Source organism: Chitinophagaceae bacterium, from assembly GCA_016713085.1.
Taxonomy (GTDB): domain Bacteria; phylum Bacteroidota; class Bacteroidia; order Chitinophagales; family Chitinophagaceae; genus Lacibacter.
Map to the genome: position 1 here is coordinate 676,327 of JADJPV010000002.1, position 19,497 is coordinate 695,823.

General features: G+C 38.8%; 18 protein-coding genes and 1 pseudogene. 14 read left to right on the forward strand and 5 right to left on the reverse strand.

What is annotated here, in order from left to right; genetic code table 11:
* Positions 1 to 117: 117 nt before the first annotated feature.
* Both IPK31_15755 and IPK31_15760 read right to left on the reverse strand, forming a co-directional pair.
* Positions 118 to 954: a hypothetical protein gene (locus IPK31_15755; GenBank protein ID MBK8089270.1), complete on the reverse strand. Its 837-nt coding sequence runs from the start codon at positions 952 to 954 to the stop codon at positions 118 to 120.
* Positions 897 to 1,163: a hypothetical protein gene (locus IPK31_15760; protein MBK8089271.1), complete on the reverse strand. Its 267-nt coding sequence runs from the start codon at positions 1,161 to 1,163 to the stop codon at positions 897 to 899. Before IPK31_15760 ends, IPK31_15755 begins: the two co-directional genes overlap by 58 nt.
* A 139-nt stretch (positions 1,164 to 1,302) precedes the next feature.
* Here IPK31_15760 and thrS point away from each other — a divergent pair, with 139 nt between their 5' ends.
* Entirely contained in the window at positions 1,303 to 3,237 is a 1,935-nt protein-coding gene (gene thrS, locus IPK31_15765; GenBank protein MBK8089272.1) for a threonine--tRNA ligase, read from the forward strand.
* 76 nt (positions 3,238 to 3,313) lie between these two features.
* Entirely contained in the window at positions 3,314 to 3,892 is a 579-nt protein-coding gene (locus IPK31_15770; protein MBK8089273.1) for a translation initiation factor IF-3, read from the forward strand.
* Between the two features lie 46 nt (positions 3,893 to 3,938).
* On the opposite strand, the gene IPK31_15775 is transcribed toward IPK31_15770, so the two are convergent.
* Positions 3,939 to 4,592, reverse strand: a complete 654-nt coding sequence (locus tag IPK31_15775) for a hypothetical protein (protein MBK8089274.1) — start codon at positions 4,590 to 4,592, stop codon at positions 3,939 to 3,941.
* Positions 4,593 to 4,876: 284 nt separating this feature from the next.
* Here IPK31_15775 and rpmI point away from each other — a divergent pair, with 284 nt between their 5' ends.
* From rpmI to IPK31_15795, 4 genes are all read left to right on the forward strand, one after another.
* Entirely contained in the window at positions 4,877 to 5,074 is a 198-nt protein-coding gene (gene rpmI, locus IPK31_15780) for a 50S ribosomal protein L35 (protein ID MBK8089275.1), read from the forward strand.
* Between the two features lie 44 nt (positions 5,075 to 5,118).
* Positions 5,119 to 5,463 (forward strand): 50S ribosomal protein L20, encoded by a 345-nt coding sequence (rplT, locus tag IPK31_15785; GenBank protein ID MBK8089276.1) that lies wholly within the window; start codon positions 5,119 to 5,121, stop codon positions 5,461 to 5,463.
* A gap of 138 nt (positions 5,464 to 5,601) precedes the next feature.
* Positions 5,602 to 7,005 (forward strand): arginine decarboxylase, encoded by a 1,404-nt coding sequence (locus IPK31_15790; GenBank protein MBK8089277.1) that lies wholly within the window; start codon positions 5,602 to 5,604, stop codon positions 7,003 to 7,005.
* 231 nt (positions 7,006 to 7,236) lie between these two features.
* Positions 7,237 to 7,689 carry a nuclear transport factor 2 family protein gene (locus IPK31_15795; GenBank protein ID MBK8089278.1) on the forward strand — a complete coding sequence of 151 codons (453 nt, stop codon included), beginning with the start codon at positions 7,237 to 7,239 and terminating at the stop codon, positions 7,687 to 7,689.
* Positions 7,690 to 7,704: 15 nt separating this feature from the next.
* Here the strand turns inward: IPK31_15795 and IPK31_15800 are convergent, their stop codons facing one another.
* Positions 7,705 to 8,952 carry a hypothetical protein gene (locus IPK31_15800; protein ID MBK8089279.1) on the reverse strand — a complete coding sequence of 416 codons (1,248 nt, stop codon included), beginning with the start codon at positions 8,950 to 8,952 and terminating at the stop codon, positions 7,705 to 7,707.
* Between the two features lie 126 nt (positions 8,953 to 9,078).
* Entirely contained in the window at positions 9,079 to 9,504 is a 426-nt protein-coding gene (locus tag IPK31_15805) for an Hsp20/alpha crystallin family protein (GenBank protein ID MBK8089280.1), read from the reverse strand.
* A 210-nt stretch (positions 9,505 to 9,714) separates the two neighbouring features.
* On the opposite strand from IPK31_15805, the gene IPK31_15810 reads away from it, so the two are divergent.
* The 8 genes and pseudogenes from IPK31_15810 (at position 9,715) to IPK31_15845 (ending at position 19,451) form a co-directional block, all read left to right on the forward strand.
* Positions 9,715 to 10,131, forward strand: coding sequence for a BrxA/BrxB family bacilliredoxin (locus tag IPK31_15810; GenBank protein MBK8089281.1), 417 nt, complete (start codon positions 9,715 to 9,717; stop codon positions 10,129 to 10,131).
* Between the two features lie 231 nt (positions 10,132 to 10,362).
* Entirely contained in the window at positions 10,363 to 12,546 is a 2,184-nt protein-coding gene (locus tag IPK31_15815; GenBank protein MBK8089282.1) for a GAF domain-containing protein, read from the forward strand.
* 97 nt (positions 12,547 to 12,643) lie between these two features.
* Positions 12,644 to 13,937, forward strand: a pseudogene (locus IPK31_15820) (prolipoprotein diacylglyceryl transferase).
* A gap of 278 nt (positions 13,938 to 14,215) precedes the next feature.
* Positions 14,216 to 16,702, forward strand: coding sequence for a TonB-dependent receptor (locus tag IPK31_15825; GenBank protein MBK8089283.1), 2,487 nt, complete (start codon positions 14,216 to 14,218; stop codon positions 16,700 to 16,702).
* A gap of 186 nt (positions 16,703 to 16,888) precedes the next feature.
* Positions 16,889 to 17,380: a YajQ family cyclic di-GMP-binding protein gene (locus IPK31_15830; protein MBK8089284.1), complete on the forward strand. Its 492-nt coding sequence runs from the start codon at positions 16,889 to 16,891 to the stop codon at positions 17,378 to 17,380.
* A gap of 394 nt (positions 17,381 to 17,774) precedes the next feature.
* The gene (locus IPK31_15835) at positions 17,775 to 18,029 is read left to right on the forward strand and encodes a type B 50S ribosomal protein L31 (protein ID MBK8089285.1); all 255 of its coding nucleotides are present in this window, start codon (positions 17,775 to 17,777) and stop codon (positions 18,027 to 18,029) included.
* Positions 18,030 to 18,199: 170 nt separating this feature from the next.
* On the forward strand, positions 18,200 to 19,162 hold the full coding sequence (locus IPK31_15840) for a hypothetical protein (protein MBK8089286.1): 963 nt from the start codon (positions 18,200 to 18,202) through the stop codon (positions 19,160 to 19,162).
* On the forward strand, positions 19,137 to 19,451 hold the full coding sequence (locus IPK31_15845) for a hypothetical protein (protein MBK8089287.1): 315 nt from the start codon (positions 19,137 to 19,139) through the stop codon (positions 19,449 to 19,451). Before IPK31_15840 ends, IPK31_15845 begins: the two co-directional genes overlap by 26 nt.
* The last annotated feature ends 46 nt before the right edge of the window (positions 19,452 to 19,497 follow it).

Consider the following 19,497-nt stretch of genomic DNA (forward strand, 5'->3'; position numbering starts at 1 on the left):
ACTTTGCCAAAGCTGAACGATTGATTAGTTATATTTCTCTTTGTTGGTGAAAAAGCAAACTGCAAAATGTTCTGAAGTAAAATCATTGCCGGTCAGCGACCGGCAATGGCGTAAGCTTTATGATTTAAACCGGAACACCACACTTCCGTTCTTCTTATCATCGGCACTTAAAAATACTTTGTAGTACTGTTCGCCGATCTGTACACGCATGATGGCGGTATTGGGAGGAACACGACCCTGGTTTTCGGCATACATGGTGAGTGTATTATCCCTGCCACGAACGGCTTTTAATTTAATAGTAATAGGTTTTTCGCTAAGTGTCTTTTGCGATGCCACTACTTCGCCGTTAAATAAAACGGTAATGATATCTCCGTCTATTTCTGCATTATCGTAAAGGCTCACGGTAATATCTTCCTCATCAATGGCAATGGTTTCATAAATTTTATTGTCCCTTCTTTCCAAGCCATTGGGCAGCTTCGGTGCAGGGATTGCAGGTTTTATTTCCACCTTATTGGGTTTTTCTGTTTTGTTATCAACTTTTGTAATAACAGGCTGCGGCTTTACAACCGAATCTTTTTTAACAGGTGGTTTGGTAGCGGGTTTGACTTGTGTCTTAACAGTATTGTTCGGCTTTGTTACCGGTTTGGTTGTGTTTGGTTTGGGTGGATTGGAATTCATCCGCACTGTGTTATTTGTTGGTGCAGGCGGGATAGTGATCATATTCTTTGCCAGCTGCTTTCTTGATAAAAGGGTAGTACCTGTTCCGCAGTTATCTTCTTTTCTTGCACCCTTCCATGTTCCTTCCAGGATTTCTTTATCGCCCTGTTTGAAATAGGTAAGCGTATGCACCTGGAAACAATCCCTGAACCATTCAGGTGTGTTGGATTTGATGGTGGTTAATTCTTTTGAAACGATGGTCTTGCTTTTGGCATCGAAACTGCCGTTATCTTGCAAATGGTATAATACCTTTTGCCGCCAATCATGAAGTAAGTGGTGGAAGAGCCTTCTACAGTTGAGCCATTTACGTCCAGTTCAAGAAAATATTCGGTCCGGTCGATTGAATCGTTTTTTGCATCAAAGCTGCCGCTCCATTGTCCGCTGAATTTCTGGGCAAAGAGCGTTGAGTTCAACAATAAGAAGCCGGCGAAAAGTAATTTTTTCATCATGTAAGTTCAATGCAAGTTTCAATGCAAATTAAGCAAATGGAAAAAAATGCTGTGTGAAAGGCTTTGTTAATTTTACTTTCATCATCATCCGCAATCATTTGTTACCTTTGCCCCTCTAAAAATCAAGTTGTTATTCATGATGAAGATATGTTTTCCTGATGGCGCTGTAAGGGAGTATGAAAAAGGAAGTTCAGCCATGGACATTGCTAAATCAATCAGCGAAGGATTGGCAAGAAAGATTTTGGCTGCAAATGTAAACGGACAGGTATGGGACCTGAGCCGTCCTATCAATGAAGATGCAAATCTGCAGTTATTAACGTGGGATGATGCAGCAGGAAAGAATACGTTCTGGCATTCCAGTGCTCACCTTATGGCTGAAGCAGTTGAAACCTTATTCCCCGGTGTGAAATTCTGGGTAGGGCCTGCTTTGGAAAAAGGCTTCTACTATGATATGGATCTCGGCGATAAAAAGATGAACGAGGAAGATTTGTTGTTACTGGAAAAGAAGATGAATGAACTGGCGAAGAAGAACAATCCTTATCAGCGTAAAGAAATATCAAAAGCAGATGCTGTAAAATACTTTAGCGATAAAGGGGAGGAATACAAATTAGATTTATTGCAAAATCTGGAAGATGGCGGTATTACATTTTACTCACAGGGAGGTTTTACCGATCTCTGCCGTGGGCCGCATATTCCGCATACAGGTTTTATCAAAGCCATCAAGTTAACTTCTATTGCAGGTGCATACTGGAAAGGCGATGAAAAAAATAAACAGTTAACCCGTGTGTATGGTGTAACCTTTCCTTCTCAAAAAGAACTGGATGAATATCTTGCTATGCTTGAAGAAGCAAAGAAAAGAGATCACCGTAAACTTGGAAAAGAGCTGGGTATCTATACCATGGATGATGATGTGGGACAGGGTCTGCCTTTGTGGATGCCCAATGGTACCATTATTATTGAAGAGCTGGAAAGCCTGGCAAAAGAAACTGAAAGTGCCGGTGGATATAAGCGTGTGGTTACTCCGCATATTGCGAAAGAGAGTATGTATTTAACCAGCGGTCACTTGCCTTATTATGCCGACAGTATGTTTCCACCAATGGAAATGGATGGCGAGAAATATTATTTGAAAGCCATGAACTGCCCGCATCATCATAAGATTTTTGATGCTGAACCAAAGAGCTATAAAGATCTTCCTTACCGCATTGCTGAATACGGTACCTGTTACCGTTATGAGCAGAGTGGAGAATTGTTTGGGTTGATGCGAGTACGCTGTCTGCACATGAACGATGCACATATTTACTGCAGTCATGAAGACTTTGCACAGGAATTCCGTGCAGTGAATGATATGTACCTGAAATATTTCAAGATCTTCGGTATTGATAAATATGTGATGCGTTTGAGTTTGCATGATCCTGCCAAGCTTGGTCAGAAATATGTAAACGAACCTGAACTCTGGAAAAGCACAGAAGAGTTGGTGAGGAAAGTGCTTATAGATTCCAACATTCCTTATGTGGAAGTACAGGATGAAGCTGCTTTCTATGGTCCGAAGATTGATGTACAGATCTGGAGCATTATTGGCCGTGAGTTTACCCTGGCTACCAACCAGGTTGATTTCAACAGCGGTAACAAGTTCAAACTCAGTTATACCAATCAAAATAATCAGCCGGAAGTGCCATTGATCATTCACCGTGCTCCATTAGGAACACACGAACGTTTCATTGGATTTTTGCTGGAACATTATGCCGGGAAGTTCCCGTTATGGCTGGCGCCATTGCAGGTGAAAATTCTGCCTATCAGTGACAAGTTTCTGGATTATGCAAAAACACTGTTGCTGAAACTGAAAAAAGCTGATATTCGTGCTGAAATTGACGACCGCAGCGAAAAGATTGGAAAGAAGATCAGGGATACCGAGCTGGCAAGAGTTCCTTATATGCTGGTAGTGGGAGAGAAAGAAGTGAATGAAGGAAAGGTATCGGTTCGCAAACAGGGTAAAGGTGATGCCGGAACATTTGAAGTGGATGCCTTTATTGCAGCAGCGGTTGAAGAGATCAAAGAACGAAAGTCGGAATAACTACTCTTTCCCTAAAGAGTAAACAATAAAAATTAAAAATGAATAGCCTTCCTTCAGGGGATGAGGGCACTAGAATATGGCATTTCCATCAAGACCTCCAAGGGGACGATTTATGCCCCGAAAGGAACCAGAGCATCGCATCAACCACATGATCCGTGTACCGGAAGTTCGATTGGTTGGCGAGAACATTGAAGTTGGTGTTTATCCCACTCAAAAAGCATTACAGATTGCACAGGAATTAGGATTGGATCTTGTAGAGATTTCTCCGCAGGCCGTTCCGCCCGTTTGTAAAGCCATTGATTATAACAAGTTCCTTTACGAAAAGAAGAAGAAGGAAAAGGAAATGAAGTCGAAAAGTAAATCGGCTGAATTAAAAGAAATTCGTTTTACTCCCAATACAGATGATCATGACTTTGATTTTAAAGCAAAGCATGCGGAGAACTTTCTGAAAGACGGCAACAAGGTTAAAGCCTATGTTCAGTTTAAAGGAAGGGCAATTCAGTTCAAGGAAAGAGGGGAGCTGGTATTGCTGAAATTTGCCGAGCGTTTGAAAGATGCCGGGCAGGTTGAAGGCTTACCCAAGCTGGAAGGAAAGCGAATGCTGATGATCATTGCGCCGAAAACAGCGAAGAAGAAAAAGAAAACTGCAGAATAAAAAAAAGCCGCTTTTGATAAGCGGCTTTTTTGTGTGATCATAAAATTTATTTTGAAGAAAGTTCAGCAAGGTTCATGCTCTTTGCTATTGCTTTTAATACATCGGCATCATTACTGCCTCTTGATTTTATGGTAAGCATGAAACGATCGGCGATTGCATACGTAACAGTAGCGTTATTATCTTTCTTAAATACCTGTTCATACCCTTTTACCAGTTTCATTCCAGTATCAAACGAGCCTGATTTTTCTGAATCATTTTCCATTTGAATATTCATGCTGAACATCATGGCTGCAGTTGTAAAACCAAGAGCAGATTGATTGTAATCGAGCAATTCAACATCAATGGTTTTATCTCCGCTTTTATACTGTTGTTCTGCTTTACTGAAACTCCCAAAGCCGGGCATGCTCATTGATTCACCTTCGGGGTCACCATCTTTTTCATATCCTGCAACATCAGGAAGGTATTTCTGTAAATCTTTATAGTTCATTGCCAGTGTATCACCTTTGGCTTTTCTTTCCTGTCTTTTTTTCTCTGCATCTTCTGTAGCTTCTTTTATTTGTTCGCCTGCTTCCTGAATATTATTCACGGTTATTTCACCGTCTTTGGTTTTTATGACGGTGTCTTTGTTTCTGCCGAGGCCGCAGGATAAAAGAATAGCTGAGCTTAACAGAATACTGCTGATGGATAGTACTGTTTTCATGTTTTTTTTCTAAAGCTATAACATAAATGAATGTGCGCCATCCCCATTTAAGGGGATACAATGTCAGGGAGCCTAAAGATAATCAGCTTCAATTTTGATCTTAACCAGCCAAAAAGGTGGGAGTTTGATGATTTTCTTCCTGACTTTGCCTGATTTTATTGAGTTTTTACCTACATTTGCAGCCCTTAACAGGGTAGCTCTCAGAGTTACATTGCCCAAACGGCCCCCTAAGTGTGTTGCCTGTGCAACGCCGCCATCAGGGTATCATCTTAAAGCGCATACAAATGCCAAAGGTAAAAACCAATTCGAGAGCCAAAAAAAGGTTTAAAGTAACCGGCACCGGTAAGATCATGCATCAGAAGAGTTTCAAACGTCACATCCTCACAAAAAAATCAAAGAAACGCAAGCGTAACATGCGTATGGACGGAGAAGTTGCACAATCTCATGTTCACTTTGTAAAACGTTTATTGCGTCTTAAATAAGATGCAGCTGTAAACACTAATTTATAATTTAAAAACATTCAGATATGCCCCGTTCAGTAAATGCAGTTGCGTCAAAAGCACGCCGCAAAAGAATTCTCAAGCAAGCCAAAGGCTTTTATGGTAAACGAAAAAACGTTTATACCGTTGCTAAAAACGTAGTGGAAAAAGGTATGACCTACAGTTATGTTGGTCGTAAACTCAAAAAGAGAGAATACCGCCGTCTCTGGATTGCACGTATCAACGCTGCAGTAAGAGAAGAAGGTATGACTTACTCTCAGTTCATCAACATCCTGAAAGTTAAGAACATTGATCTTGACCGTAAGATCCTTGCCGATATGGCAATGAACGAACCTGAAAGCTTCAAGAAGCTGGTTGCGTCAGTAAAGTAAATTATCACAAAAAGATAAGCGAACGGGTGAAGTAATTCACCCGTTTTTTTGTGCCTGAAAATCTTCATGGCATTGCATTATTTTTTACAATAAGTTTGCAATCAAAAAACAGTGACGAAGAATAAGAACCCATACGAATTGTCCAATAGTACTTACACCGACCTGGTGCATCAAACCTTCAATTTTCCACAGGAAGGATTTGAGGTAAAAGACAACTACCTGCAGTTTAACGGGCTTAACCTGAAAGCTCTTATTGACAAATACGGTACGCCTATGAAGCTTACTTATCTGCCCAAGATCGGGATGCAGATTAAGAAGGCGAAAAAGATGTTTGAAACTGCATTTAAGAAACATAAGTATGAGGGAAAGTATTTCTATTGCTACTGTACCAAAAGCAGCCACTTTTCATTTATCGTAGAAGAAGCACTGAAGCATGAGATTCATCTCGAAACTTCTTTTGCTTATGATATTGAAATCATCAATAAACTCTACCAGAAAAAGAAGATCACTAAAGATATCCAGATCATTTGTAACGGCTACAAGCAAAAAAGCTATGTAGCAAGAATAGCAAAACTGCTGAATACAGGCTTTAAAAATGTAACACCCATTCTTGACAATACAGATGAGTTACAGATGTATAAACGAACAGTGAAAGTGCCATTTAAACTGGGTATCCGTGTTGCTGCAGAAGAAGAACCTACGTTTCCGTTTTATACATCCAGGCTGGGAATCAGGGCAAGAGATATTCTTGAATTTTATGTAGATAAGATTGAAGGCAATGAAGACCGGTTTCAGTTAAAGATGCTGCATATCTTTTTGAATAAGGGAATTAAAGATGATATTTATTACTGGAGTGAACTGAATAAAGTAGTGAACCTGTATTGCCAATTAAAGAAGATTTGCCCTGAGCTCGATTCAATCAATATTGGCGGCGGATTTCCAATCAAACATTCACTTGGTTTTGAATATGATTACCAGTTCATGATTAATGAAATTACAGGAACCATAAAAAAGACCTGTAAAAAAGCCGGTGTACCTATGCCGAATATTTATACTGAGTTTGGCAGCTTTACTGTTGGTGAGAGCATGGCACATATCTATTCTGTGCTTGGTCAAAAAACACAGAACGACAGGGAAAACTGGTATATGATCGATTCTTCTTTTATTACTACTTTACCAGACACATGGGGGATTGGCGAAAAATTCTTAATGCTGCCAATCAACAAATGGGATAATGATTACCAGCGTGTGGTGCTTGGTGGTATTACCTGCGACAGTCATGATTATTATGATTCAGAAGAACATATTAATGAAGTGTTCCTGCCAAAGCTGAATGGCGAAAGCCCTGAATCTTTATATGTTGGATTTTTCCACACCGGCGCTTACCAGGATCAGATCAGCGGATACGGAGGTATTAAACACTGCATGATTCCATCGCCTAAACATATTATTGTTGGACAGGATAAGAACGGTAAACTGGTTGACTGGGTTTATGCAAAGGAACAAACGGCACAAAGTATGCTGAAGATTCTTGGATATTAAGATCATTTCTAATAAAACAAAATGCCCTGCTTTTGCGGGGCATTTTTGTTATCATCTGTATCGAAACTAAACTATAGAACAGGTTTTGAGCTCACCATAAAATGCTTTTAAATAAAAGGTCAGTAAGCCCCTCATCAGCTTTATTCTCCATTTGCAAATCTTAAGTTACACAATATTTGTAAGTTTATATATTAAAGTTTAAACAATCAACAAATGACAAAATCAACCCAAATGAAGTTTTTTCTTACTGTTTCCTTAACAGTGATGTATTACAGCTCAATGACTGCACAGTCAACCGAAGATTTGGTAAAAACAGCCGTAAACAACATGTTTACAGCCATGAAAAATGCGGATTCTGCCGGATTAAAGAATGTATTTTCCGAAACGGCTGTTTTGCAAACCATCAGCGGTACAAAAGAAGGGGAGACGGTGGTAAGAACTGAAATAATCAGTGATTTTGTTTCATTTGTTGGAAAAACTACGAAGGGTGATGCAGATGAACAAATTAGTTTTGGCGCTGTTCATATTGATGGAGCTCTTGCTAGTGTATGGACCCCGTATCAATTTTTTTATAAAGGCAAGTTTAGTCATTGCGGAGTAAACTCATTTCAACTTGTGCGAATAAAAGGCGAGTGGAAGATTCAGTACATTATTGATACCAGGAGAAAAGACAATTGTAAATAAGCGAGCCTTATTGTATTATTTCTTTTTGGAGCGATATTTTTTATTCACTTTCGGGTCATCAAAATATTTATTGGCATCTTTTGAATTTATTTCCTGGATTTCTTCCAGCGGAACATCAATCAACTGTAACTGAATCTGCTTGAGATCTGTTTTCAGCTTTGTTGTTTTGAGGATAATGTCAGGATCTTTTTCGCCAATTAAACCATTTTCAGAAAGAATATATTCTAACCTGCGGATGCTGGTTCGCACCATTGAAACCGAATTCTGGTCATTTACTTTATTAGGTGAAACGGCTTCTTTAACCGGTACCAATGTAACACCCACAGCTGGTAAAACACGGCCAATTGTTTTCTGACTGTCGTTGGTTGAAGTACTCAGAATTGTACCAGCCAATGCGGTAGATGAGGAAGTCATATCAAATGCAATTCTTGAGCTCCTTGTCTTCCGGATTTTTTTATCGAGGGTGCGGAATGTAAATTTCAGTTGCTGAATGTATTTGTTATAGTCAGAAACAACCTTATCGTATTCCTGTTTTTTTAACGGATAGTTGATTGCATCACGAACAATCATTCTTACCAATGCGGTATCCCTGTTTCTGAATTTGTCAGTACCAATAAACAGCAGCTTAAAGATTTTTACTTTTCCTGAATCATTGTCTTTTACAAAGTCATAAGGAATCCACCAGGCAAATTCATCGCCGCATTTAGTGATACTGTACAGCGATTTAACGGGAATACTGCTTTCAAAATTGATCATCTCAAGAGGGAAGTTCCCATTTTCACAGGAAAGCTGAAAGCGGATTGTATCACCTTCATCAACTGTAACCGGGCTTGAAACAGATGGTCTTATTTTGGAAGGAATGATTTCTGTATTGAAAAATACGATGGTGAAAAAAGTATCCATTTTTTCAGAAGCTTTATTCAGATTCTGAACTCCCAGCTGCACTTTATATTCCACATCATATTTTAATTTACCCGAAAGGAAATATGCTTTTTCTGCTTTGAATGTGAGTAAACCATTATCCTTGTTGATGCGTAAACCAAGAGGCGAATTTTTTAAATACCAGTAATAGTTACTCTGTTCTTTATTAATATCAAGTTTATAACTTAATGAGCTGTCTACATGTAATGTAAAATAGGGATTGAGGTTACGGATACGGAGAACCGTATCAACATCGGGAATATGAATCGTGTCAGTCTTTTCCTGCGCACTGATTTGCAACAGAAATAACAGGCTGAGACAAAGGGTAATTGTTCGTTTCATGTTGAATTGCGGCGAAGATACTTATCAATGGCCAAAGCAGTGTTAAGAGAAATAAAAATCCCCGATGTGGAAACAAAGGGGATTAAACCAAAACCAACTGCTATAAAACAAGCTCTGTGCAATTCCTTACTGAATGGTAATATTTTTTACAGGTTGCTTTTCTTCCCTGAGTTTTGGAAGTAATAATTTCAACAAACCGCTTTCATACTTCGCCTGTATGGCTTCCGCATTAATTTTATCATCCAGGTTAAAACTGCGTTTAAAACTCTGGAAGCTGAATTCTCTGCGTACCACTTTCAGGTCTTCATTTTTTGTTTCTTCTTTTTTCTCGTAACTGATAGTGAGTAAACCTTTGTCAACCGTAATATTAAAATCTTCTTTATTACGCCCCGGTACATTTAATTCTACATGATACGCTTCAGGCGTTTCAACAATGTTTGCAGCCGGAGTAAACAGGTTGTTGATTGTTTTACCAAAAGCCGGTAACTCATTGAAGAACTCATCAAAGAATGAATTGAGGTTTTTCTGAACGGGGTTGTGAACTTTTACCATTGTCATAGTATTTATTTTTTTAGTTTTAATGAATGGTATGGTATGATCAAATGGTATTCCATTCGATTTTTCAGGACATAACTTCTGTTTTGAAACAGTTTATCAGACAAAAAGTCAAGATTGTGTAAGATTGTGCGACAAAATTTCCTGTTTTGATTGCCGTTGCAACTTTTATTCTAATTTTGTGCTGAATTAAAAACAATTTCAACCATGTATCCAGCAGAGATAGTATTACCCATGAAGGGAGAAATGACAGATGGCGGTTTTGATGAATTGCTCACACCGGAAGCAGTAGATACTGCTCTTACACAAAAAGGAACCAGCCTGGTTTTTATTAATTCAGTTTGCGGTTGTGCTGCAGGCAGTGCAAGACCGGGTGTATTGATGGCTGTGAGTAACAGTGCAAAACGTCCTGATCACCTGCTTACAAGTTTTGCAGGTTTTGATACAGATGCCATTAAAAAGATCCGTGAACATTTAATGCCTTATCCGCCAAGTTCACCGGCTATTGCATTATTTAAAGATGGTCAGTTGGTTCATTTTGTAGAGCGTCATAATATTGAAGGCCGCCCTGCACAAATGATTGCACAGAACCTCATTGGTGCATTTGAAGAACATTGTAATTAATCTTCTTCATAGTCAGTCAGTTCTTAATGAATTACTCCTCCGGCTTTTATAGTCGGGGAGTTTATGTTTTAGTCAGAAACCCTTAGCCTGCTTTAATCAAAAGCCTTAGGATCGTTTCCTCCTTCTGTCTCATTTCTATCCTCTTTCTGGAAAAAGTAGTACATTTCTAGAGGAAGCGTTTGTTATCAGGTCTGAATTATTGAAAATAACAGTCCGCTAACTGCAAAAAAAATGCGTATCAACCCTGCTTTTAAAATCACATTAATTTACTGTGCTGTTGGTTTTTTGTGGATATATCTCAGCGATAGATTTCTGTTTCTTTTTTTTCAACTGAAAACTGAAAATGACCAAATCATTTTTCAAAACATCAAAGGTTTCTTTTATGTAATTATAACAGGCTATCTGCTGTATGCTTTGATGAAGTCGTTTTATAAAAAAAATGATGACAGGTTATCAGAGCTTGAAGTTAAGCAGCAACAGCTTTCTGCAATACAAACACTTACCAAAACCGGAAACTGGGAGTATGATATTTTGCAGCAAAAAATAATATGGTCGGAAGTAACAGAGCAGATTTTTGAAGTTGATGCTTCTTATAAATTAAATCATGATTTTATTTTAACCCATCATTTAAAGCACAAAGAGAATAAAGAGACCGTTCGTAATGCGCTGAAGGATGCAGAAGTGACCGGAGCATCATTTGATCTCGAACTGGAAATAGTTTCTGCAAAAGGAAATGAAAAGTGGATCAAGTTTGTTGGTAAACCTGTTGTGGAAAATAGTACCTGTATTAAAATCATCGGCTCCTACCAGGATATTACAGAGCTGAAAAATAAAGAAGAAAAGATTATAGAGTTAAGCAGGCTTTACCATGTTATAACTGATGTAAATAAAGCAACTGTCCGCTTGAAAGATGAGCTTACTTTATTTAAGGAGGTATGTGAGATTGCAGTAACTGTTGGTTTGTTCCGTATGGCCTGGATTGGTAAGGTAGATGAAGAAACACAGACAATAGTTCCCATTGTTCATGCCGGGGCAGAAGAAGGGTATCTTTCTCAAATCAATATAATTACTTATAAAGATGAACCGCTGGGAAGAGGCCCAACCGGCTCCGCTTTACGGGAAGGGAAGCATTTTGTTTGCAATGATATCGAGACAGATCCAAGGGTACAACCCTGGCGTGATGCTCAGTTAAAACGTGGTTATAAATCTTCAATCTCGTTGCCAATTACAAAAGGGGGAAAGGTAATTGGTGCGTTTACTTTATACGCACCACAGAAGAATTTTTTCGACAATCAGGAAGTTGAATTACTGAAAGATGCAACAGCTGATCTTGCTTATGCATTGGAAAACATGGAGAAGGAGTTGCTTCGTCAAAAGGCTGAGTCAAACGTTCTGGAAGCTTTGGAACGGTACGATATTGTTTCAAAAGCTACAAGTGATACTATTTGGGATTGGGATATTGAGAGCGGGACAATTTTTTACAACAAAGGAATTTCAAATGTGTTTGGGTATACAGATAGTGAGATAGTTAACACTTTTGCCTGGAAAGAAATGAATATTCATAAAGGAAATATCAGCCATGTAAAAAAGAAATTTAATGAAGTGTTTTATAACCGTGAACAGATTGTACAGTGTGAATACAGGTTTCGTTGTGCTGATGGCAGATATAAGTTTGTATTGGACAGAGCGTTTGTAAAATACAATGCAAATGGAGATCCATCACGGGTAATTGGAACAATGCAGGATATTACAAGTGAAATAGAGTATGAAATAAGAGTTGAAAAAGCAGTTATTACTACACAGGAGCAGGAACGTCTGCAGATTGGTATGGAGTTGCATGATAATGTGAATCAGATTTTGTCTGTCTCACTTCTTTACTTAGGTATGATAAAAGAAAATAATGCAAATGGCCTTAATGTGGATGGTACCATTTCTAAAAGCGAACAGTATATTAAAGATGCAATCAATGAAATCCGCAGACTGTCTCACGAACTTGCGCCGGTTTCGTTAAAGGATATTTCACTGCATGAAGCATTTGAAATTCTTACAAGCAGCATCAACGAAAACAAAAAAATCAGCATAAAGCTGCACATTGATCCGATGGATAAGAACCAGATGCCAGGCGACCTCAAAATTAATATGTACCGGATTCTGCAGGAACAAATGAATAATATTGTGAAGTATGCAGAAGCTACTGAAGTAACCATCAGCTTAACTGCAGATGAAGATTTTTTCAGGTTAATGATTGTGGATAATGGCAAAGGGTTTGAACCAAAAGTTAAGTCTAAAGGGATTGGATTGGAAAATATGCGGCGAAGGGCAAAATTATTTTCCGGAGAGTTTAAATTGAATACATCGCCGGGTAATGGCTGTGAAGTTATTGTAGAAATTCCCTTATTAAAAGAGCAGGATTAAATCTCTGCTTTTCCCGGCCTGTTAGTTTCCGATCTCTTACCTTACAATTGTATCAATCCGTTTTTTTCAAGTATCATTGCAACTCAAATTTTATTTCATGTATCCCAATTTATATTATTTTTTTAAAGAAGTGTTTGGTGTTGAATGGGAATGGGCAAGATTCCTCAATTCTTTTGGGTTTTTTGTAGCACTCGCATTCATTGCAGCAGCAGTAGTTCTTGCCAAAGGATTACAGCGAAAAGAGAAGATGGGATTAATGCAGCCCAAAGAGGAAAAACGTGTTTTTGGTAAACCTGCAACACCCTCTGAAATAATATTGAATGCATTACTTGGATTCCTGATGGGATATAAGATTATCGGGGCTTTTATGAATGCAGGCGAGGGTGTTGATCCCCAGGCTTATATTTTTTTCATCACAGGGAAGCTGGGGAGCAGGTATGTTGTTAGCGCTTCTTTTTGGCGGATTAAAATGGTACGAAAAAAATAAGGAGAAAGCTGTTAAGCCCGAAGAAAGAATGATTCGTGTATGGCCGCATGAAAGGGTAGGTGATATTACTGTAATGGCCGCCATCTTTGGGTTTGCCGGTGCCAAGGTCTTTCATAATCTTGAAAACTGGAATGATTTTATTGCTGATCCAATCGGCGCATTGGTTTCATTCAGTGGATTAACTTTTTACGGTGGATTGATCTGTGCCGCAATAGCCATCATCATTTTTGCAAAACGAAAAGGTATTTCTATCCGTCACCTTGCAGATGCAATGGGCCCCACTTTAATGCTTGCTTATGCACTTGGACGTATTGGATGCCAGGTAGCTGGTGATGGCGATTGGGGAATTCCAAACAGTGCCTATATAGCTGATTCAACTGCAACAGTTCGTTTAGCAGAGCCGGGTGAGTTTCAAAAAGCTTTACAGAATAATCAGCCTTACTTACAACAGGAGTTCAGAGGAGTTGCAAAGCTGGAAGATATTCCGCATGCTTCATTCAAAGCGCCTTCGTTTCTTCCTGTTTGGATGGTGGCATATACCTATCCGCATAATGTAAACAGTATGGGTATAAAATTGCCTGGATGCGATCAGCCTGAGCATTGTAATTATTTGCCTTTGCCTGTTTTCCCAACGCCATTTTATGAAATAGTAGCTTGTTTACTGCTCTTTGGTGTATTGATTTTTGCCCGACCGAAAATAAAACTCGCAGGGGGCCTGTTCTCTCTTTATTTGATATTAAACGGAATCGAACGTTTTTTTGTGGAAAAAATCAGGGTGAATACAAAGTACCAGGATCTTCCTTTTCAGCCAACACAGGCCGAATTAATCTCTCTTAGTTTGGTTATTCTTGGCGTTGTATTATTTTTTGTGAGCAAAAAGAAAGCTCAATCCGATTCAAAATAAAATTCCTGTCCAATTTTTCAAGGCTCCGGTTCCGGGGCCTTTTCTTTTTCCGCCTATCTCCATAATTGGCCTTTCCTACAGAAGTAAGTGTTTACCTGTAACATGTTTCTTGGCTGTCCGTCATATTACCTTCAATGAGTTTACCGAATATCAATATTATATGCCATTCAGCATTAAACAATGTACTATGTAAAACATAGAACCTACTTTTGACATGTAATATAAAACGACAGGTACTCGTTAATCAATAAACCGAAACATCAAACCAAATCATCATCATGAAAAAGATTTCAGCATTTCTAACTGCGGCTTTTCTAACCTTATCATTAGCCGGATTTGCTCAAAAAATCTCAAGAATCAGCGGAGAAGTAAAAGATGAAGCAAAGAAGCCTTTAGCCGGGATTACAATCTCGCTTTTAAAGGCAAATGACAGCTCACTTGTAAAGGCCGACATTACCGACAAAGCAGGTGCGTATGCATTTGCAGAGGTAAAGGATGGTGCTTATCTGATTGCTGTAACCGCTGCCGGGTATCAAAAAACTTTCAGCACATTAGTGCAAATTAAAGATGGGGGCGAAGCCGTGGTTCCATCTTTCAATTTGCAACCTGAAACAAAAAACCTGAAAGAGCTTATTGTTGCTGGCCGTAAACCTATGTTTGAACAAAAGCCCGACAAATTAGTGGTGAATGTAGATGCATCACCCACAAATGCCGGAGCCAATGCTTTGGAAGTATTGGAAAAATCACCTGGTGTAACCGTTGATAAAGATGGTAACATCAGTTTAAAAGGAAAAGGCGGGGTGCAGGTTTTTATTGATGGAAAGCCGGCCTACTTATCCGGTGCTGACCTGGCCAATTATCTGCGTAACATGCAGGGTTCACAACTGGAGCAAATTGAAATTATGACTAACCCACCTGCGAAGTATGATGCAGCGGGTAACAGCGGTATCATCAATATCAAAACAAAGAAGTCGAAGCAAATGGGGTATAACGGAAGTGTAACTACCGGTTATACACAGGGCCGCTATCAGCGTTATAACAACAGCTTTAATTTTAACTACAGAAAAAATAAAGTGAATCTTTTTGCCAACGGAAATTTCAATGCAAGAAACTCTTTCCAGGAGTTGAACATACAACGCAGTTTTTCAGATCAAACAACCAAACAAATCGTTTCACTATTTGAACAGGAAACAAAGATGATACACAAAAACAGGAGTTTGAATGGGAAAGCGGGGCTTGATTTTTTTGCAACCAAAAAAACTACATTCGGTATTACAGCAAATGGTTTTTACAGTCCGGGAAAGTTTTTAAGTACCAGTGACATTAATATCTTCAACCCAGGTCATGCTTTGCTCGGAAAAACGTTTGGTAAGGCAGATAATTCATCAACCTGGAAGCACTTTGGTACGAATCTTAATTTCAGGCACGTGTTTGATACAACAGGCAGAGAAATAACAGCTGATATTGATCATTTAAGATATAATGTAGATAATTCGCAGAGCTTATTTAACAGGTATGAAAACAATACAGGAGGATATTCGATGCTTCCTGATACGTTGTATGGTAACCTGCCGCAGCAGATAAGAATCTATACTGCAAAAGTTGATTATGTGCATCCGTTTAAAAAAGGATTAAAATTTGAAGCAGGATTTAAAACCGGATTTGTTGAAACTGATAATGATGCACGCTATGACAGCCTGTTGAATAATTCAATGAAACTTGATTCTGCACGCCGTAATCATTTTGTATATGATGAGTATATAAATGCTGCCTATGTAAATTTCAGCAAACAGCTGAACAAAAAAATCAGTGCACAGGTTGGTTTACGTTTAGAAAATACTTCAGCAAACGGGCGTTCAACAGGATATACTTTAAATGATACAAGAGATAAGTTTGTTGACTTTGATACAACTTTTCATTTGAGTTACACACAACTTTTTCCAACAGCATATATTCAGTATGCAATCAATGAAAAACATTCGCTGGGTTTAAATTATGGCAGAAGAATCCGCAGACCCGATTATGAAAGTTTAAATCCTTTTGTTGAATTTATTGACAGGTATACTTATGAGCAGGGTAATCCTAATCTGCGGCCCCAGTTCAGTCATAATATTGAATTGTCTCACACGTACATGGGTTTCTTAACCACAACGTTGAATTACACCAACACCAATAATATTATACAGGAAGTACTGGAGCAGAATGAAGATAAAAATGAATCGTATATCAAAAGAGCAAACATTGCAAAGCAGCAGCAGATTGGTATTGCGGTAAGTGCTTTCAAACAAATTAAAAAATGGAGCGGAAATATTTATGTGAATGTGTTTAATAATATGTTTGAAGGACTTGTTAATAACGACTTTGTAAAGCTGAGCAGCACAACTATGATCATGAGTGCTTCCACTTCTTACAAGTTTGGGAAAGACTGGACAACCGAAGTAAGTGGTTTTTACAGAAGCGCAGGATATGAAGGTGTATTTAATATTCAGCCTTTAGGAGAATTGAATTTTGGAGTAAGCAAACCGGTATTAAAAAACAAAGCAACCATCCGTTTAAGTGTAAGAGATATTCTCTGGACACAGGCTGCCAAGGGTGAAATTAAATATGGTTTGGTAAATGCCAGCTTCCAGCAAAGAAGAGATTCCAGAACAGTGGGAATGACTTTTACTTACCGTTTCAGCAAGGGTAAAATAAATGGAAATGGCCGCCGTAAAGCAGGTGGGGCAGGTGATGAGCAGAACCGTGTTAAAACAGGCGATAACTAATCGTTTTTAAACTCTCTCTATATTTCTCATGTTGATTGACGACCCCGGTTTCTACCGGGGTTTCTTTTTTATCAGCTCATGAAATGGCGAATGAAATATTTGAAATTATATTTGAACGATTACATTTGCAGTGTTACACAGAGGTATGTTTCATTCCTCTTACTTCTTACTTCAATTTTATATTTTATGCCATCCTTTGATTTTGTAAGTAAAGTTGATCCCCAGGCACTGGATAATGCAGTGAATGTTACTACCAAAGAAATCACCAACCGGTTCGATTTTAAGGGAAACCATGTGAAGATTGATTTGAATAAAAAAGATTTCAAGATCAATATTGAAGTGGAAGATGAAATGAAAATGCGGCAGCTGATTGATACACTCATCAGTCGTGCCCATAAGCAGGGGATAGCACCTGAAGCTTTTGACCAGAGTAAAGGGCCCATTCAAAGTGGCAAACTCATAAAACAGGAAGTGCTGGTAAGAAATGGACTGAAGCAGGAGGATGCAAAGAAGATCGTCAAGATAATTAAAGACTCAGGTTTAAAAGTGCAGGCTTCCATAAACGATGATATTGTAAGAGTAACAGGTAAAAAGATCGACGACCTGCAGGAAGTAATCCAGGCATCAAAAGGCTGGGATCTGGGCATTCCTTTGCAATTTGAGAATATGCGTTCATAAACTGTTTATAAACCCGGTTTTCAGGTGTTTTTCGGTGGAAAAACAGGTGCAAAAGAGGTGCATATTGATTGGCCTGAAAATTTGGAAATAAAGGTATTCTGATAGTAGATTTAATGTACAAAATCACTGGAAAACTTAGAAATAAGAAAGAAGGTGGTGGAGCAGCGAAAGTCCCTCAAAAGATAATTGCTGAATCCGGGAAGCACTGGGTTAGTAAGTATAAAAGCGAAAGCGATTATAAAGAATAATTTGGTGCTTCTTTTTTTGCCCTCCCTCGACGAAAGCCGGGTAAATAAGATCAAATTTCATTTTGCCGAAACAGGATTTACCCCTAAATTTGCGCTTTGTTTTAAAAAAATGCACGGCTGATCCGTGCTGAAAACTCCCAGGAATTATGAAAAAAGAGCTTCATCCAAAGAATTATCGTTTTGTAGTGTTTAAAGACATGAGTAATGGCTATTCATTCTTAACCCGTTCTACTGCTCCTTCAAAGGAATCAGTAAAGTGGGAAGATGGTAACGAATACCCCCTCATTAAATTGGAAATTTCAAGCATGTCGCACCCGTTCTTTACAGGTACAAACATCCTGGTTGATACTGCAGGACGTATCGATAAATTCAAGAAAAAATACGCAAAAAAAGAGAGCTGAACTTTCTCGTAAAGAGCCATTCAGTACAAACTATATTCCCCTGGGTTTTCCCGGGGGATTTTTTTGTTAAGTAATATTGGCCACAGACCACCCTTGCCCTTTCAAAAATCAATAACGGTGCAATAACCGGTTACAGTTACCAGTACGACCAGCTGAACCGTATTAAAAAAATGAACCAGCATACAGCCATTGCCAACAATGCAAGCACCTGGAGCAACAGCAGTATTGTACAGGATTATAAAGAAGAAATTGCTTACGATGCCAATGGATATATTTTAACCTATTTCCGTAACGGAACAACAGCAGGGGGTAAGCCATTGGCGATGGATAACCTTAGCTACCGTTACCTGCCCGGCAGTAACAAGCTCGATCATGTAAGCGATGCAGTAACTGCAACCAATTACACAGAAGATATCGACAACCAGGACACGCTGAATTATACCTACGATGCCATTGGCAATTTAACTAAAGATGTAAAAGAAGGAATAGATAATATAAGCTGGACAGTATATGGAAAAATACAGCAGATAACGAAAACAAACGGAACTGTAATTAAATATGATTATGATGCAACCGGTAACAGGGTTGTTAAGAATGTAATCCCCCCTTCGGGGGGTGGGGGGGCTGTTAATACATTTTATGTTAGGGATGCACAGGGCAATACCATGAGTGTATATGCCGACAGTGCAGCCGCCGGTTTGAAACTGAATGAACAGCATGTTTACGGAAGCAGCCGCCTTGGTATGTACACATGGGGTAAGGCCATACCCGCCACTGCTCCTGTACCCCAATGGCTGGGTGGCAGCAATTATACAAAAGTGTACGACAGTATTTTACCCGGCAGCATGAGTTACGAACTGAGTAACCACTTGGGTAATGTGCTGAGTGTTATCAGCGATAAAAAGATTGGCGTAGCTTTAAATGATACCACAGTAGCATACTATGTGGCTGAAGTTCTTTCACAGAATGATTACTATCCCTTTGGGATGATGATGCCGGGAAGAAAGTATGATGCAGGAAACCTTTACAGGTATGGGTTTAATGGCAAGGAGAATGATAATGAGGTAAAGGGTGAAGCTAACCAGCAGGATTATGGAATGAGGATTTATGATGGAAGGTTGGGAGGTTTTTGAGTATGGATCCAATGGCAATAAAATTCGCTTTTTATACTCCATATCAATTTGCTTCAAATTCTCGATCGCATCTATTGACATAGATGGGGCAGAATCAAAAGTTACTATTTTTTCAAATAAAACCTCACAAATAAACAATACAGTGCCTGATAAAGGTGGAATAAGTGCCGGTGCACGGGAGGCACAGACAAGATTAGAAGTCATTAATTGGTTATTGCCAAAATTGAAAGTCCCATCTACACTTTATTCAGACATGCTTACACCTGAAGAAAAAGTGATATTATTTTAATACAATAAATGAATTTATTACTTTTAATTATACTGAGTCAATTTCA